At 62.2% G+C, this 16,737-nt stretch carries 16 protein-coding genes; 14 read left to right on the top strand and 2 right to left on the bottom strand.

Going from position 1 to position 16,737, the window contains the following annotated elements; all coding sequences use genetic code 11:
• Positions 1–2 precede the first annotated feature (2 nt).
• From hpaH to AC3WWH_RS08805, 9 genes are all read left to right on the top strand, one after another.
• Positions 3–806, top strand: a complete 804-nt coding sequence (gene hpaH, locus AC3WWH_RS08845) for a 2-oxo-hept-4-ene-1,7-dioate hydratase (RefSeq protein WP_058322707.1) — start codon at positions 3–5, stop codon at positions 804–806.
• Between the two features lie 8 nt (positions 807–814).
• The gene (hpaI, locus tag AC3WWH_RS08840; RefSeq protein WP_492376911.1) at positions 815–1,627 is read left to right on the top strand and encodes a 4-hydroxy-2-oxoheptanedioate aldolase; all 813 of its coding nucleotides are present in this window, start codon (positions 815–817) and stop codon (positions 1,625–1,627) included.
• A gap of 162 nt (positions 1,628–1,789) precedes the next feature.
• Complete coding sequence (gene pepT, locus AC3WWH_RS08835) at positions 1,790–3,022, top strand: peptidase T (protein WP_058322705.1); 1,233 nt, start codon at positions 1,790–1,792, stop codon at positions 3,020–3,022.
• A gap of 72 nt (positions 3,023–3,094) precedes the next feature.
• On the top strand, positions 3,095–4,027 hold the full coding sequence (locus tag AC3WWH_RS08830) for a helix-turn-helix domain-containing protein (protein ID WP_058322704.1): 933 nt from the start codon (positions 3,095–3,097) through the stop codon (positions 4,025–4,027).
• 228 nt (positions 4,028–4,255) lie between these two features.
• Positions 4,256–5,533, top strand: a complete 1,278-nt coding sequence (locus AC3WWH_RS08825) for an ABC transporter substrate-binding protein (RefSeq protein WP_082640849.1) — start codon at positions 4,256–4,258, stop codon at positions 5,531–5,533.
• 89 nt (positions 5,534–5,622) lie between these two features.
• A complete protein-coding gene (locus AC3WWH_RS08820; protein ID WP_058322703.1) occupies positions 5,623–6,483 on the top strand; it encodes a carbohydrate ABC transporter permease in 861 nt (286 codons plus the stop codon).
• Positions 6,483–7,304, top strand: coding sequence for a carbohydrate ABC transporter permease (locus tag AC3WWH_RS08815; RefSeq protein WP_058322702.1), 822 nt, complete (start codon positions 6,483–6,485; stop codon positions 7,302–7,304). Before AC3WWH_RS08820 ends, AC3WWH_RS08815 begins: the two co-directional genes overlap by 1 nt.
• Positions 7,305–7,353: 49 nt before the next feature.
• Positions 7,354–8,400, top strand: coding sequence for an NAD(P)-dependent alcohol dehydrogenase (locus AC3WWH_RS08810; RefSeq protein WP_058322701.1), 1,047 nt, complete (start codon positions 7,354–7,356; stop codon positions 8,398–8,400).
• 3 nt (positions 8,401–8,403) lie between these two features.
• Positions 8,404–9,486: an ABC transporter ATP-binding protein gene (locus tag AC3WWH_RS08805; protein WP_058322700.1), complete on the top strand. Its 1,083-nt coding sequence runs from the start codon at positions 8,404–8,406 to the stop codon at positions 9,484–9,486.
• 10 nt (positions 9,487–9,496) lie between these two features.
• On the opposite strand, the gene AC3WWH_RS08800 is transcribed toward AC3WWH_RS08805, so the two are convergent.
• Positions 9,497–10,645: a hypothetical protein gene (locus AC3WWH_RS08800; protein ID WP_058322699.1), complete on the bottom strand. Its 1,149-nt coding sequence runs from the start codon at positions 10,643–10,645 to the stop codon at positions 9,497–9,499.
• 567 nt (positions 10,646–11,212) lie between these two features.
• On the opposite strand from AC3WWH_RS08800, the gene AC3WWH_RS08795 reads away from it, so the two are divergent.
• The 5 genes from AC3WWH_RS08795 (at position 11,213) to AC3WWH_RS08775 (ending at position 15,799) form a co-directional block, all read left to right on the top strand.
• Entirely contained in the window at positions 11,213–11,518 is a 306-nt protein-coding gene (locus AC3WWH_RS08795) for a hypothetical protein (RefSeq protein ID WP_057251244.1), read from the top strand.
• Positions 11,519–11,781: 263 nt separating this feature from the next.
• Entirely contained in the window at positions 11,782–12,162 is a 381-nt protein-coding gene (locus AC3WWH_RS08790) for a hypothetical protein (protein ID WP_492376980.1), read from the top strand.
• A gap of 110 nt (positions 12,163–12,272) precedes the next feature.
• Entirely contained in the window at positions 12,273–12,947 is a 675-nt protein-coding gene (locus AC3WWH_RS08785; RefSeq protein ID WP_058322697.1) for a response regulator transcription factor, read from the top strand.
• Positions 12,944–14,401 carry a sensor histidine kinase gene (locus AC3WWH_RS08780; protein WP_058322696.1) on the top strand — a complete coding sequence of 486 codons (1,458 nt, stop codon included), beginning with the start codon at positions 12,944–12,946 and terminating at the stop codon, positions 14,399–14,401. Before AC3WWH_RS08785 ends, AC3WWH_RS08780 begins: the two co-directional genes overlap by 4 nt.
• Positions 14,402–14,545: 144 nt before the next feature.
• Positions 14,546–15,799, top strand: a complete 1,254-nt coding sequence (locus AC3WWH_RS08775) for an adenylate/guanylate cyclase domain-containing protein (protein WP_058322695.1) — start codon at positions 14,546–14,548, stop codon at positions 15,797–15,799.
• Between the two features lie 55 nt (positions 15,800–15,854).
• Here the strand turns inward: AC3WWH_RS08775 and hutC are convergent, their stop codons facing one another.
• Positions 15,855–16,628, bottom strand: coding sequence for a histidine utilization transcriptional repressor HutC (gene hutC, locus AC3WWH_RS08770; protein WP_058322694.1), 774 nt, complete (start codon positions 16,626–16,628; stop codon positions 15,855–15,857).
• Positions 16,629–16,737: the final 109 nt, after the last annotated feature.

The following is a 16,737-nucleotide window of genomic DNA, read 5'->3' as shown; positions in this document are numbered from 1 at the left end:
CTATGCTCAACAAGACCCAGATCGAGGCGGCCGCATCGGCCCTCGACAGCGCCGAAAAAGAGCGCGTCCAGACCGGCCTGCTCTCGCTCAAGCACCCCGAGATGACGATGGACGACGCCTATGCGGTGCAGGCTGCGTGGATAAGGCAGAAGATTGCCGCGGGCCGGCGGGTGATCGGCTGGAAGATCGGCCTCACCTCGAAGGCGATGCAATATGCGCTCAACATCGACATTCCCGATTCCGGCGTGCTGTTCGACGACATGCTGTTCGAGGATGGTGCGCGCATTCCCGGCACCCGCTTCATCCAGCCGCGCATTGAAGCCGAAATCGCCTTCGTGATGAAGGCGCCGCTTGCCGGGCCAAATGTCACCGTCTTCGACGTGCTCAACGCCACTGACTATGTGACGCCGGCGCTCGAAATCCTCGACACCCGCATCCTGCGCGTCGATCCGGAAACCAAGAAGGCACGTACCATCGTCGATACCATCTCCGACAACGCCGCCAACGCCGGCATCGTGCTCGGCGGCCGGCAGATGCGGCCTGACGCGATCGACATGCGCTGGATGGGCGCGATTGTCTCACGCAACGCCGGGGTGGAGGAGACGGGGCTTGGTGCCGGGGTGCTCAACCATCCGGCCCGCGGCATCGCCTGGCTCGCCAACCGACTCTCGCATTATGGGGACCGCATCGAGGCCGGACAGATCGTGCTTGCCGGCTCCTTCATCCGCCCGGTCGAGGCCCGTCATGGCGATACCATCGTCGCCGATTTCGGACCATCCGGCACCGTCAGCTGCTTCTTCGAATAGGAACGACCATGCCCGCTCCCCGCAATCCGTTCAAACAGGCTCTCGCCGAGAAACGCACGCAGATCGGGCTCTGGCTGGCGCTCGCCAATCCCTATACCGCGGAGGTCTGTGGCGGCTCCGGCTTCGACTGGCTGCTGCTCGATGCCGAGCACGCCCCGAACGACGTGCCGCTTCTGGCGGCACAGCTTCAGGCGCTCGCAGCCTCGCCAAGCCACGCCATCGTCCGGCCGCCGATCGGCGAAACCTGGATGATCAAGCAGATCCTCGATATCGGCGCACAGACGCTGCTGATACCGATGGTCGAAAGCGCCGAACAGGCTCGCGCGCTGGTGCGGGCCGTGCGCTATCCGCCCCACGGTGTGCGCGGTGTCGGCGCGGCCCTTGCGCGGGCGTCCGCCTTCAACCGCATCCCGGATTACCTGCAGACGGCCAATGACGAGATCTGCCTGCTGCTGCAGATCGAAAGCCGCGCCGGCCTTGCCGCCCTTGACGAGATCGCCACGATCGATGCCGTCGACGGCATCTTCATCGGCCCGGCCGACCTTGCTGCCGACATGGGTTTCCTCGGCAAGCCCGGCGCGCCGGAAGTACATGAGGCAGTCGAAGCGGCGCTGCTGCGCATCCAGTCGCGCGGAAAAGCGGCCGGGATTCTCACCTCCGACCAGGCGCTCGCACGCCGCTACCTTGAACTTGGCGCAACCTTCGTCGCGGTCGGTAACGACGTCAGCCTGCTGGTCGCTGCGACATCCAAGCTGGCCGCGGAGTTTAAAGGAACCAAGAACGAGGCAGCACCCGAGGGACAGGCCGGCAAGACGTACTGATGTAGCGCTGCTAATGCGCGTGCTTGAAGAGGCTGATATCCGGCGAGCAGACGTGGCCGTCCTCAAGGATGGGCGGCCACGCACTTTCCCTACTCCCGGTCTGGCCCTCGTCCCGGTCTGGGAGTATAGCGAATCCACGCCCACCAGCATTGGATCCCGCTCATGACCGATACCGTTCTCGACCGCTTCCTCCGTTATGTCGTCATCGACACTCAATCCGACCCGAAGTCGAAGACCCAGCCTTCCACGGAGAAGCAGAAGAACCTCGGCCGCGTGCTCGTCGCGGAATTGCTCGCGATCGGTCTTTCCGACGCGCATCTCGACGAAAACGGTTATGTCTACGCCACCATTCCTTCAAATGTGGACAAACCTGTGCCGGTCATCTGCTGGTGCTCGCATATGGACACGGCCCCTGACTTCACCGGCACCAACGTCAAACCGCAGATCCTCAGCAATTACCAGGGCGGCGACATCCGGCTAAAGGGCGACCCGCAGCAGGTCATCCGCGTCGCCGATCATCCGGTTCTGAACGACCAGATCGGCAACGACATCGTCACGACAGACGGCACGACGCTGCTCGGCGCCGACGACAAGGCCGGCCTTGCCGAGATCGTCACGGCGGCGCAGATGCTCGTCGACAACCCCGATATCAAGCACGGCACGATCAAGCTGCTGTTCACCACCGACGAGGAGATCGGCCGCGGCGTCGACAAGGTCGACCTTAAAAAGCTCGGTGCCGAATTTGCCTATACCGTCGACGGTGAGACAGCCGGGCATATCGAGGATGAGACCTTTTCCGCCGATGGCGTCGAGATTATCATCCACGGCGTTGCCATCCATCCCGGTTTCGCGAAGGACAAGATGGAGAACGCCATCAAGATCGCCGGCAACATCATTAGCCGGCTGCCACGAGACTTGTCTCCCGAAGGCACCGAGGGCCGTGAGGGCTTCGTGCATCCGACCGGTGTGACCGGCTCGATGGACAAGGCGCAGCTTGGCTTCATCGTGCGCGATTTCGACGAGGCTGGGCTGGCCAAGAAGGAGGCGATGCTCGAAGCGATCGTCAAGGACGTCATGACGTCCTATCCCGGTTCGACCTACAGCTTGGAGGTCAAGGAACAGTATCGCAACATGAAGGCCGTGCTCGATCGCCATCCGGAAATCGTCGAGAACGCCGTCGAGGCGATCCGGCGCGCCGGCATGCAGCCGGTGCGCGGCAGCATCCGCGGCGGCACGGACGGCTCGCGGCTGTCGTTCATGGGCCTGCCTTCGGCCAACCTTTTTGCCGGCGGTCACGCCTTCCACTCGCCACTCGAATGGGTCAGCCGCCAGGACATGGAGCGGAGCGTCAAGACACTCGTCGAACTGGCGAAGATCTGGGCGGAGCGCGCCTAGGAAAGACCTCTCCAAGGGGAGACGAACGATCGGTACTGTTCCAAGAAGGACCGGGCGAACGAGGACCGGGCAATGAGTACGGCGCGAAGCTCCCGGCGCGCGCCGGCCAAGCCCGCTTCGCTTGCGACCAACCCGCCGACCTTCGAGCACATCGTGACCGGCGTCAACGAGACGTTTCTCTGGCGTCTCGACGATTACCCCTGGGAGCGCAACGTCTGGAATTTCCATCCGGAGATCGAGATCCATCTTATCCGGAAAGCCTCGGGCCTCGCCTTCGTCGGCGATCACATCGGCCAGTTCGACCCCGGCTACCTCACCGTCATCGGCAGCAATCTTCCGCATGACTGGGTGACGGTCACCGAGCCCGACGAAATCATCCAAGGTCGCGATATCGTCATCCAGTTCCATCCGGATCGCATGCGCGAGATCACCGACGCCTTGCCTGAATTCGCTGAGCTGGAGGCCTTCTTTGCTCGCGCCGAACGCGGCCTGGTGTTTCATGGAGAGACCCGGGCACAAGGCGCCGAACTGATCGAGCGCATGGGCAACCTTCAGGGGTTCTCTCGCTTCTCACTGTTCATCCAGCTGCTTAATCTTCTCGTCAGCACCGAGGAATACGAACTGCTCTCCTCGCCGGAATTCGCGCCGGAGCTCGACCAGCAATCGCTCGACGTGCTCCGCGGCGCTCTGGCCTTCATCTACGAGAACATTGCGACCGATATCCACCTGGCCGATCTCGCCAGGCGCGCCGGCATGAGCGAAACGGCCTTTTCCCGCTTCTTCAAGAAGAACACCGGCAACACCTTCACCGACCACGTCAACAAGCTGCGCATCTGGCAAGCGTGCAAGCTTTTGGCCGAAACCGACATGCCGATCACCGACATCTGCTTCGAAGTCGGCTACCTCAACATCTCCAACTTCAACCGCACCTTCCTGCGGCAGCACAAGATGACGCCGTCAGCTTATCGGCGGCTGACGGGACAGCGCCGTCCCGCACGCCTTTAGGGCCGGCTCCCGAACGTAACGATGAATCCTTGCGTTTGCTGCGCTGCAAATAGCTTATCATGGGTAGAATCTCGCAAGAAAGTACAGATTGGCCGCATCGAGCGCGCTAGCTCGGTGGATCATTGCGCCTATCATCGTGGGCAGCGAAACGGTTCGCTACCCGGAAGAGTGCGTTGGAACTGAGGAGTTTCCGGCGCGTATCGCAAAGACCTTGGGGAGGTCCTTCACATGAAAAAAACCAAGACGCTCGTTTCGAGCATCGCCTTCGCATGCCTTCTTTCCACCGGCCTGACGAATGTCGCGGTCGCCGCCGAATGCTCGGGCACGATCAAGGTGCTCGCCCAGCCGCGCGACGGCCTGACGCTGCTCGAGGACTACAAGTCCGAATTCGAGAAGCTCTCCGGCGGCGCATCCTTCGAAATCGACTATCTCAACGAAAACGACCGGCGCGCCAAGACAAAGGCCGACGCCTCGACCATCGGCAAGTACAACGTCTACTACATCGACGAGGCCAATGTTGCGCTCTTTGCGTCCGCCGGCTGGGTCGCACCGCTGATGGACTACTATCCTGCGGACTACGACTATGCCGATTTCGATCCCGGCCGGCAGAAGGTCGCGACCTATGACGGCAAGGTCTGGTTTGCGCCGATCACCGGCGGCGGCGACCTCATGGTCTACCGCAAGGACCTGCTCGAAGCGGCCGGCATCGCGCCGCCGAAGACGCTCGACGAATACATCGCCGCGGTGAAGAAGCTCAATCAACCGGACCAGGGCATCTATGGCACGGCACTGCGCGGCCAGCGCGGCTCGGGCGCCAATGTCTGGCGCTGGATGCCATTCTTCAAGGGGTTCGGCGGCAACTGGTTCGACGGCAAGACGCCGGTCTTCGACGACGAACAGGCAGTCAAGGCGACCGAGACCTATCTCGAACTGTTCAAGTACTCGGCACCGGGCAGCCAGACCGGCGGCTGGGACGAGGCAGTCGGCGCCTTCACCTCCGGCCAGGTGGCGATGCTCATCGAATCCACCCCGCTCGTCGGCATGGCGATCGATCCGAAATCCTCGAAGGTGGCGGGCAAGGTCGGCTACCTACCGCCTCCGGCACCGCTGACGGGCGGCGGCTACGGCCACGGTCTGGCGATCGGCACTAAGGCCAACAAGGACGAAGCGTCCAAGGCCTGCGCCGGTCTCTTCATCGCCTGGGCGACCTCCAAGGAAAACGAGGCGCGGCGGCTTGAGGCGAACCAGTTCAGCGAGCTCAACCGCACCAGCATCATGACCAGCCCGAAATTCGCGGAGCTCTATGGTCCCGATCTCGGCCAGGCGCTCGCCGACACCGGCAAGGTCACTGCCGTCAATTTCTGGCAGAGCCCGCAATGGCCTGATCTCGGCGATCGCTGGGGCATCATCCTGGAAGAGCTGATCACCGGAACGCGCACCGACGTCAAGGAAGGCCTCGACGAGCTCGACGGCTTTGCAAAGGACCTGGTTGCCCGCAGCCAGTAACACCGTTCCTCCCAGGGTCCATCGGCAGGCTGAAAGCCGCGCCGGTGGACCGCCGCACCATCGGCGCGACAAGCCGTAGGACGTCTCACATGAAGCAGAAAAACAGCCTGCCGGTTGTGTTCCTCACCCCGGCCATGGGGATCCTCGCCGTGCTGGCACTCGTGCCGACGGCCTATGCGATCTACATCTCCTTCCAGAACCGCGAACTCAGCCGTCCCGACGGCAGCCTCATCGGCTTCGCCAACTATATCGACCTCTTCTCTGATCGGCGTTTCATCAACGCCATCGGCGTCTCCCTGACATGGGAAGCGGTGACCGTCGGCATGACGCTTCTGATCGCCGTCGGCCTCGGCATCCTCCTGTTCGAATGCGTGTCGCCGCGCACACGCAATCTGCTGGCGCTCTTGTTTCTGGTGCCGGTGATCCTGCCGCGCGTTTCGGCCGCCTTCGTCTGGAAGTTCGCCTTTCATCCGCTCTATGGCATAGCAACCTATCCCTACAAGGCGACCACAGGCCAGCCGCTCGACCTGCTCTCCAATCCGGCAACCGCACTTGCGACCGTCGCGCTCGTCGACGTCTGGCAATGGGGCCTGTTCTTCGCCGTCATCGTGCTGAAGTTGCTGGAGACGCTGCCGCCACAGCCGTTCGAGGCGGCAAGGCTCGACCACGCCCGCACCTGGGAGATCTACGCCTTCATCGCCCTGCCGATGCTGAAGGCGCCACTGATCTCGCTCGCCTTCGTCAAGATGATCGAGTCGCTGCGCGCCTTCGACCTGATCTACGTCATGACCCGCGGCGGCCCCGGCATCGCGACTGAGACACTCGACATGTACGCCTTTTCGCAAGGCTTCATCGAGTCCGGCCGCATCTCCTATGCCTCCAGCATGGCCGTTCTGATGATGATCGCCACCTCGATCGCCTTCACCTTCATCTGGAAGAGGGTTCAGTGATGACCGCACATACCCTTGGCCGCCTCATCGGTCGGCTGATCCTCGGCCTTGCCGCCTTCTCCGCCGTCTTTCCGATGTTCTGGACGGCGCTCAACGCCTTCAAGAACCGCGTCGACATCGTCACGCCGACGCCGCTCTTCATCTTCGAGCCGACACTCGACAACTTCGCCTATGTGCTCGGCCGTGAAAGCGTCTTTGCCGGCCTCGTCAACTCGCTGCTGATATCGGGCGCTGCGGTTCTGATCGGTGCCGCGCTCGGCCTGCCCGCTGCCTATGCGATCGCGCGTTATCCAAACCGCTGGTCCCGCGACATCCAGTTCTTCGTGCTGTCCCTGCGTTTCCTGCCGCCGGTGGCGATCGCCATTCCGCTGATGGTCATCTGGCTCGACTTCGGGCTTTACGACACGCGTCTGTCGATGATCGTCACCTATTCGCTGCTGACGCTCGCGACCATTATCTGGCTCAGCGTCCCGGCCTTTGCCCGGGTGCCGAAGGAAGTCGAGGAAGCGGCCCGCGTCGATGGCTACGGTCCCTATGCGATCTTCTTCCTGATTGCGCTGCCGATCGCACTCCGCTCGCTAATTGGCGCCGTCGCCTTTGCCTTCGTGCTCGTCTGGAACGAGTTCCTGATCGCACTGATGCTGACGACGTCGGACGCCAAGACGCTGCCGATTGTCGCTTCGGAACTGACCCAGCTCGGCCGCGACGTGCCCTGGGGCATTCTCAACGCCTCCGTCGTCCTTCTCTCCATCCCGCCGCTGCTCTTCATCGGGGTCCTAAGCGGCATGCTCAACAGCGCCTTCAAGCGCAAGACCCAATGAAACCCGAGACTGCGAAAACCAAGACACGCTGAAAACAAGGAAGTCCTTCATGCAAGCATTGGTCCTCGAGCACAAAGGCAAGCTCGCGCTTAGGGAGATCGATCTCCCGCTCGAGCTCGGCCCCGATGACGTCAAGATCGCCATCCACACGGTCGGCGTCTGCGGCAGCGACGTGCATTATTACACCCACGGCGCCATCGGCCCCTATGTGGTGCGCGAGCCGATGGTGCTCGGCCACGAGGCGGCTGGCACCGTCGTCGCGGTCGGCAGCAATGTCGAAACGCTTGAAGTCGGCGACCGCGTCTGCATGGAGCCGGGTGTTCCCGATCTCAGCTCTCGCGCCTCAAAGCTCGGCATCTACAATGTCGACCCCAAGGTGCGTTTCTGGGCGACGCCGCCGGTGCACGGCGTGCTCGCCCCCTTCGTCGTCCATCCCGCAGCCTTCACCTACAAGCTGCCGGATAACGTCTCCTTTGCCGAAGGTGCGATGGTCGAACCTTTCGCCATCGGCATGCAGGCGGCAGCCCGCGCCCGCATCGCGCCCGGCGATATCGCCGCTGTCATCGGCTGCGGTCCGATCGGCATCATGGTGGCGCTTGCAGCCCTTGCCGGTGGCTGCAGCCGCGTCTTCATCTCCGATTTCAGCGGCGAGAAGCTGGCGATCGCCGCCCAATATCCGGGCATCATCCCGGTCAACATCGCTGATCGCGCCTTTGCCGACGTCATCGCCACCGAGACCGGCGGCTGGGGCGCTGACATCGTGTTCGAAGCAAGCGGCAGTGCCAAAGCCTTTTCGGGGATCTTCGATCTCGTTCGACCGGGCGGCGCCATCGTGCTGGTCGGTCTGCCGGTCGAAGCCGTTCAGTTCGACGTTCCCGGCGCGATCTCGAAGGAGGTCCGCATCGAAACGGTGTTCCGCTACGCCAATATCTTCGACCGCGCGTTGCAGCTGATCGCATCGGGCAAGGTCGACTTGAAGCCGCTGATCACAGACACGTTCCGGTTCGAAGACAGCATCAAAGCCTTCGAGCGAGCCGCCTCAGCCCGGCCAACCGACATCAAACTGCAGATCCTCATGGACAGTGGGAAGGATTGAGCCATGGCGAACATCGTCTGCTCCAAACTCGACAAGCAATATGGCGCCGTCGACGTCATCAGGGATTTCAACCTCGATGTGGCCGATCACGAGTTCATCGTGTTTCTCGGTCCTTCGGGCTGCGGCAAGTCCACACTTCTGCGCATGATCGCCGGTCTTGAAGACATATCCGGCGGCACCGTGTCGATCGGCGGGCGGACGGTCAACGACCTGCCGCCACGCGACCGCGGCGTCGCCATGGTTTTCCAGAACTACGCGCTCTACCCGCACATGACGATCTACGACAACATCGCCTTCGGACTGAAGCGTATGAAGGTGCCGAAGGCGGAGATCGACACCCGCATCCGTGCTGTGGCTGCGACGCTGGGGCTCGAGCCCTATCTCACCCGCAAGCCGACCGAATTGTCGGGCGGGCAGCAGCAGCGCGTCGCCATCGCCCGCGCCATGATCAAGACGCCGCGCGTCTTCCTCTTTGACGAGCCGCTTTCCAATCTCGATGCGAAACTCAGGAACCACATGCGCGTCGAGATCGCTCGGCTGCACCAGAAACTGAAGACCACGACGATCTACGTAACCCACGACCAGCTGGAGGCGATGACGCTTGCGGACCGGATCGTCCTGATGAAGGGCGGCGCGATCGAGCAGGTCGGCACACCCGCCGAAATCTACGAGCGCCCGCGCACCCTCTTCGTCGCCGGCTTCATCGGCACGCCCAACATGAACTTCATCGACGTCGCCACCGAGAAGACCGAAGGCGGATGGCTGCTGCGCAGTGCCGGCGACAACTTCTCGATCCCGGATGGAAAGTTCGCCCTGCGCCATGGCCAACCGCTGGTGCTCGGCATACGGCCGGCGGATCTGAAAATCGCCGACGCCGGCGCCAATCGCATGTCAGGCATTGCCGATCTCGTCGAGTTTCACGGCAATGACGCGTTGGTGACCTTCCTTTTTGCTGGCAAGGAAATCGGCGCGCTGGTCAAGGCCAGCGCCTGCCCGAAACCGGGCGACGCTGTCACCTTCGCGGTCGAGCCCGAAGGTCTCCACCTCTTCGATCGGGAAAGCGGGATCTCCCTGCTGAAATCCTGAGACGCCTTCGTCAGTTCGGATTTGCAAATGAGGCGGCCGGGAGCGGTCCGGCCGTCATCAGCGTAAAATCGAAGGGCGCGCGGACGTCGGCGTCGAGCACATATTGGCGGTGAACCCGAAGGAAATCGCGCTTGATCCTGCGATAGCGTTCCGGTGAAAGCATGTGCTTTAGCCGTATGAAGACGATCGGCGGCTGGGGCGCATCGTGGTGCCCGGCGAGTGCCACCACCTGGCATCTGTAGAAATTGATCGCATCGGTGAGGCATTGGACATCGAACCAGAAGATGTCCTTCACACGGGCGATCGCGCCGACGCGCGCCCGCAAGACCTCGGCCGAGCGAAGCAATGCGCATTGCAGGATCGCGCCGCCGAGCGTGACAAAGACGACCCGCTTTCCCGCAAACAGGCTCGGCTCCCTTTCCACCAAAGTGCCGATCACCTGAGTGGCGATGCTTGAGCCCATGCTGTGGGAGCTGATGACGTATTCGTCGGCCGGCTCGCTTAGTGCCGCCCGGACGGACGCCAGGTTATCCTCAACCCACTGCTGGAAATAGGGTTTTTCCAGGCTGGCGACCGCGACGGCCAGCTCCCAATCGGAAAAAAGGTGCAGCGTATGCCACCGGTCCGACCAGGGAAGAAAGAGCCGGAAGAAGGCCATATGGGCAACGATTGCGCTTAGGATCAGAAGGGATGTGTCAAGCGCAAGCCAGTAGGGCGCGGTGACGATCAGCACGCTCAGAGCGAGCCCGATTGCCACCAGCAGGAATGGGAAGAGGAAGAACAACCCGAAGCGCCATGCATGCCTGAAGTAGGAAAAAGCACCACCTTCCCAGACGACGCGCGCGGCACTCGAATATCCCGCAACCATTCTGCGCAGCGTCGACCGGCCGTTCAGGCTTTTGACGATTTCGTCGTGATCGAATACATAGACGCGGCTCGACGTTTGCCAGTCGGCACCTTGACTGTCGACATCGAAGTAGCGGCTTTGCCCTTCGGTCTGTACCGGTCCCACCTCGACCTCGAAGTCCTGAAGCTTGGCGGTCTTCACCGCCGATCGCTTGTAGCGCGCCTGGTGCCTGACGGCATCCAAGGGCTCAAAGCCCGGAAAGTGCAGCACGATACGTTTCGTGACGTGCCCGGAGGGTTTGTCGTATGACAAGTGGATGATCTCTCGAAAGGCGCAAAACGCCCGCCCCTGCCTCCCCGAAAAGGAGGCGGAAGCGGGCGCTCGGTGAGCGCCGGGTGGTCCCAGCCTGCGGGAAGAGGTCGACAATCTCGGTGTCGAGAATATGGCCGAATGAAACGATACAACGGTGTTGGCAAGATTTTTTCTGACGCAGCCGATCCGAAACGCGACCTTCCGCCGGTACTGCGGAGGCGCTGCCTGAAAACGCCACTATGCTCCAGCCTTTATGGGTTCTTTATGCCCCGCGCCTGACTTCCCAAGCGATTTCCTACCTTGGTTCGAGCTAACAGGAGGCGGCGCAAATGCCGCAGCGAACCCCGATGGCTCCGCCTTCTTAGCGCCGTTTTTCGATGGCTTGAGACGCGCCGTGCCGCCGGGAACATCGCCGGCATGCGGTACGTGTTATCTTTGCAATATGCAGCCTGACTGCAGCGGTGGGTAGACGCCCATCGCGCCCCGCGTGGCAACGACGAGAGAAATGCATAGACGCCTCGGCACCGGTCCTCCCCGGTTCCGGAACGTCTCACGACGAGCAAGACAATGAAATTCACGAACGGGTTCAAGCCCAGCCCCAAGACCAGCCGCCGATTGCCGACGGAATACTTCATTCTGGCGGATATCGCATTTGAGGGCGCCGTGATCGGCTCCCTTGCCGGCAGGCCCATACGGGAAGCGGTAAGGGATGGCAGCGGCCTTTGCTATCGCTTCGTCGGCGTGGCTCCGCGGCTGGCGGGTGGCGGCTTTGACGTGTTGTCGCTTCGCTCCGGCGAGTGGATCGTGGAGCCCGGCCTTGTTTACGCAGCCGATACGGCCACATCAAAGAAAGAAGCGAATCTGGCCGCCTGAGCTGCACCGCCTCGCGGTCAGGAAGCCACCCAGTTCACGGCTCTTTTCCGGCAGGCGTCAAACATCTCCGCGATCTGACGCTGGCCTGTCTGCGGGCCACACGCCGCCCTCCCGCAATGTCCCTGTAATCTTGCCCCTTTAGCAGCGGGTTGTCGCCGCCTCGACCCGAAATAACAATCGGGCATGCGGCAGGTCAAAGCACGACCGCAGGCTTTGTGCGTCCGGGTGGACGCCTGGCGATGCGGGACAAACCGGGATCCGTCATGTTCTTCAGCAAAGGGCGCCGCGCCCTCGCATGTTTTGCCGCTACCGCGCTGCTCCTCGCCGGCTGCGCTTCCGACACCATGAAAACCTATATCGGCCAGCCGGTCGAATCCGTCATCATCGACTACGGTCCGCCGACGAACATTCTTTATCTCAGTTGGAACGAACGGGCCTATCAATGGCGCAAGATCTCGACGAATGTCGTCTCCGGCACATCGAGTGGTGAAATCAAGGACACGCGCCGAGGAATGCGCTACGAGGAATACTCGACGCCGGGCTACGTCGAAGAGCAGGAATGCTTCTATACCTTCTACGCGCGCATGCAGCAGGGCCGCTGGTACATCACCAATTTCCGCCAGCCGAAGCTGGAATGCGAGTGATGGCGTCAACCTCACTGGCGAGGCGGATGGAATTCGTTGTAAGTATTTGAATTTGTGTATGTTTTCATTGAGTAACCTGCTCAGGAAGACCTGCAATCGGGAGAACTGGCATGCGCATCCTGCTGCTGGAAGACGAGCCGGAGATGGCCTCGGCCCTGAAGGCGGCGCTGGAGCGGCGTCAGGTGATCGTCGATCACGTTGCGACGCTGGCCGATGCCGAAGCCGTCGCCGAGCTCTGGCCCTATGACGTCGTCGTGCTCGATCGCCGTGTGCCGGATGGCGAGGGCCTGGACCTCATTCCGAAGCTGCGCGGCCTCGGTGTCGGCGCGCCCGTATTGATGCTGACGGCGTTGGGGTCGATCAACGACCGCGTCACCGGGCTCGATGCCGGTGCCGACGACTATCTGTCCAAGCCGTTTGCCGTCGAAGAACTGATGGCCCGGCTGCGGGCGCTCGCCCGCCGCCCCGTCTCATTGAAAGCCGAGCAGACCAAGGTCGGACGCCTGATCTACGACTTCCATCACCGCGAAGCGGCCGTGGACGACAAGCCCCTCGATCTCCTGCGCAGAGAACGTCTTGCGCTCGAAGCCTTGATGCGTCGACCGGGCCGAACCGTGCTCAGGGCGACATTGGAGGAATCGGTCTACGCCATGGAAGACGAGATCGAATCCAATGCGCTCGACTCGCATCTTTCACGCCTGCGCCGGAAGCTCGATGATGTCGGTGCCGGCGTCGAGATCAGGGCCATCCGCAACCTCGGCTATCTCCTGCGCGCAACGACATGACGAAGGCTCGGCCCCGCTCGCTGCAATGGGTGCTCGTGCGCCGCCTCATCCTGCTGCAGGCGGCAACGCTGTTTGTCTTTATCGGCCTGCTTTTCGTGGCATTGTTCATCGTCCAGCCGCGCCTCCTCGTCGACAATGAAGCGGCGGTGGATGTTCTCGACCGCGCCGTCGGGCGCGATGCGAGCGGCGCGTTGATGGTGCGTGAGACCGAAGAGCTGCGCGAGCTACGCCAGGCCCACCCCAATCTCTGGTTCATCGTCCGCGACGACGCCGGTCAGGTTCTCCGACAGGGAAACGTTCCTCCTCCCTATGACGAAAGCGGCGGCGACCTGCTCCGACGTGTGGAGGGCGCGAAGCTGCTCTTCGATGATGGCGGAACGCTACCGGACGCGGTCCTCCACAACGCCGACACCGACGCCGGCCGCGTTCAGATCATCACCTCGACCGTTGCTTCGCGGCGCGACGATGGCCCGCTGGACGTGCAGATCAGCATCAATGTCGACATGGCACGCGACCTCGACGGCACGACGACCTGGACCGAGGTCGTACCGATGATTGCGCTGCTCATCCTCTGCTTCCTGCTGCCGATCGTTCTGGTCATGGGTGTGACCACATTGGTCACGGCACCGGCCGTCGTTCGGCGTTCCTTGGCGAGCCTCATATCGACCGCTGACCAGGCCGGCCGCATCGATATCGACAATCGCGCGGTTCAGCTCGAAACCGAACAGGTACCGACCGAGATCGCCCCCTTGGTGCGGGCCTTCAACAAGGCTCTGGCGCGGCTCGGCGAGGGATATGACCAGCGCAACCGCTTCCTCACCGACGCAGCGCACGAATTGCGCACCCCGATCGCGATCCTCAGAACCCGTGCCGAACTTCTGCAGGAAGCCCCGGAAAGCGCCCGCCTGAGGCTGGATATCGAGCGTCTGTCTCACCTCGCCCAACAGCTCCTCGACCGGCAGGTGCTCGAGCATGCCGGCGGCGCACTCGAAGTGGTAGACCTTGTTGCGCTCGCAAGAAACATCGCCGCCGACTTTGCGCCGTTGGCGTTCGAAGCAGGCTACGAGCTGGCGTTCGAAACCGAGGTGCCGGAGGCCCGTGTCAGCGCTCGGCCACGCCAGATCGAGCAGGCTGTCGCCAATCTCTTGCGCAACGCCATCGAACATGGCGGCGGCACCGGCACGATCACCGTGCAGGTCAATGCCGCGGGCGGGTTGGAAATCCAGGACGAGGGCCCCGGAATTCCTGTCGAGGAACGCGAGCGCGTATTCGAGCCTTTCTATCGCTTGCGTCCACGTTCCACCGGCGCCGGTTTGGGGCTCAATCTGGCACGGGAGATCGCCCGTCTGCATGGTGGCCGTGTCGACATCCTTGCCGGCCCGTGGCAGGGGGCCCGCGTCCGCTTGCACTTGCCGCTTCTCGACGGGAGCCACTTTGCGCACCAATCGGCGTGAATGCGGACGTAACTATCCCCTTTTCTCAAAAGCTATCGGCTTCCCCCTTATCAAGGCGCCGCCGATGCTCCACATTTGCAGCGATACATCGCGAACGTTCGCCGGAGGAACGGCTGAGCGTTCTACCAGCATGGAGAATTGCAAATGCAGATGTCTTCGCAGCCCCCCTCCCCGTCGATCGAAGGAGAAAGCTGGCCGGCTCGGCGCCGGAGCGTGCTCGACTGGCTGATCATCGAAACCCGCAACGAGCGGTTTATCGACAATATCCTCGTTGACATGTGCGAAAGGCTACAGGCGGTCGGTGTCCCGGTTGCGCGCGCAACGTTGCATTTCCGGATCAACCATCCGCAGTGGCTGGGTGCTCGCATTCTGTGGCGCAAGGGCTTGGCCGAGGCCGAAATCGATCTCTATGACTATGGGACCCAAAACACCGCGCTCTACCTCAATAGCCCGCTCTATGTGATCAACAACGGCGGCACCGAGGTTCGCACGAACCTGGAAGCCCTGACGGAAGAGCAGTCTCAAAACTCGCTTTATGCCGACCTGAAGGCCGAGGGCCTGACCGAGTACATTGCGTGGCCGCTCGAACACACGCTGGGCAAACGCCATGTCGTGACCTTCACCACCGACCGAGAGGGCGGGTTCGAGGATGAGCACGTCGGCCTTCTCTCGGATCTTCTACCCGCCTTGGCCCTCGTCAGCGAAATCCGGCTGAAAAACCGGTTCGTGCGCACGTTGCTCGAAACCTATGTCGGCCCGCATGCCAGTGAACAGATCCTCGCCGGCGCCACGACGCGCGGCAGTGGCGTTACCGTTGGTGCCGCCATTTTGATCTGCGACCTGCGCGACTTCACGAAACTCTCCGACCTGTGGCCGCGCGACGACGTGATCGATCTGCTCAACGGCTATTTCGACGCCATGTCGGAGCCGATCGAGCGGTACGGCGGCGAGATCCTCAAGTTCATGGGTGATGGGCTACTGGCGATCTTCCCGCTCAGCAATGCGAATGCTGCCGAAAACCTGCTACAAGCGATCCGTGAGGCGGAAGCGGCGATCGCTATCCTCAACAAGGACAACGCCCAAAAAGGCCGTGAGCCCCTCGGTTACGGGATCGGCGTCCATGTAGGCGACGTGATGTACGGCAATATCGGTTCGCGCCGTCGGCTGGACTTTACGGTGATCGGCCCTGCGGTCAACATCGCTTCGCGATTGGAGAGCCTGACCAAGGAAACGAAGCGGCCGGTGCTTCTGTCGCGGGCCTTCGTCAAACTGGCCGGTTGCGCATCCAGCATGGAGCATCTCGGCTCCTATCCCGTCAGGGGCATTGGCGAGCCGATCGAGGTCTTCGCCTTTTCCGGTAACGGCCCGGCCCCTGTCTTGCGCGTGGTTGGAGAATAGCCAGTTGTCCGCGGACAACTGGCATGTCGCCAGCCGGTAGCGGAGTGTTAGCCGGCTATCCGATCGGACTCGGCGCGAACTGAGCGACGAGTTCGTGGCGATCGCCGGGATAGGTCAGCCGTACATGCGTGACCGGCGCACGACCGCTCCAGGTGCGGCGTTCGATGACCAGGCAGGCGGTGCCGGTCGAAATATCGAGCGCCTGCGCCGCCTGTTTGTTCGCCGCGACGGCGCGAATGCGGTGTTCGGCCGTACTCCACGGCACCTTGCCAAGCAGCCACGAACCGGGTGCCGCGGCCTCAAACAATTCCGCCTCCGCCTCGGGCACCGCCGCTAGGCTGATGAGGCGTTCTTCGAAACAAAAGGGACGCCCACCGGCAAAATGCCGGCACGTTACATCCAGCAGCCTCGCCGATGTCGGAAGATCCAGGCGTTCGACGTCCCGGCTCTCCACCTTGCGAACCTTTCGCTCGTCCAATTGAAAACTATAGTCGAGCCCCAGCGATTGGACTTCGAGCTTTACGTCGTGGATTTCCATGACCGCCGACTGCACCTGCGGAAAGGTGACGTAGCTGCCCGACTTGCGGCGCCGCTCGATCAATCCGCGCTTGACCAATTCGGTCAACGCCTTGTTCACGGTCATCCGCGAGCAGTCATACTGTTCGGTCAGCTCGTGTTCGAATGGAATGCGGTGACCCGGCGGCCACTCCCCGGAGAGGATGCGTCCTTCCACATCCCCGAGGATACGCTGATGCAACGACAAGGGCTGTCCTTGGCTATTATCGTCGGGCTGATCGTTCGAAACGGTTCGGTCTTGCTTGGTGTCCATGACACCGAACTTAATCATTTCCCGGCGGTGAAACAGCCCTTCTCTCGCTGTTTCGCGCTTTTCCACCATGGCGGCGGAGGCCGGAACAGACGAATGTTGACAGGTGTCA

Source organism: Ensifer sp. EB106-03-01-XG145 (assembly GCF_058792075.1).
This window is presented reverse-complemented; position numbering and strand designations above follow the sequence as displayed.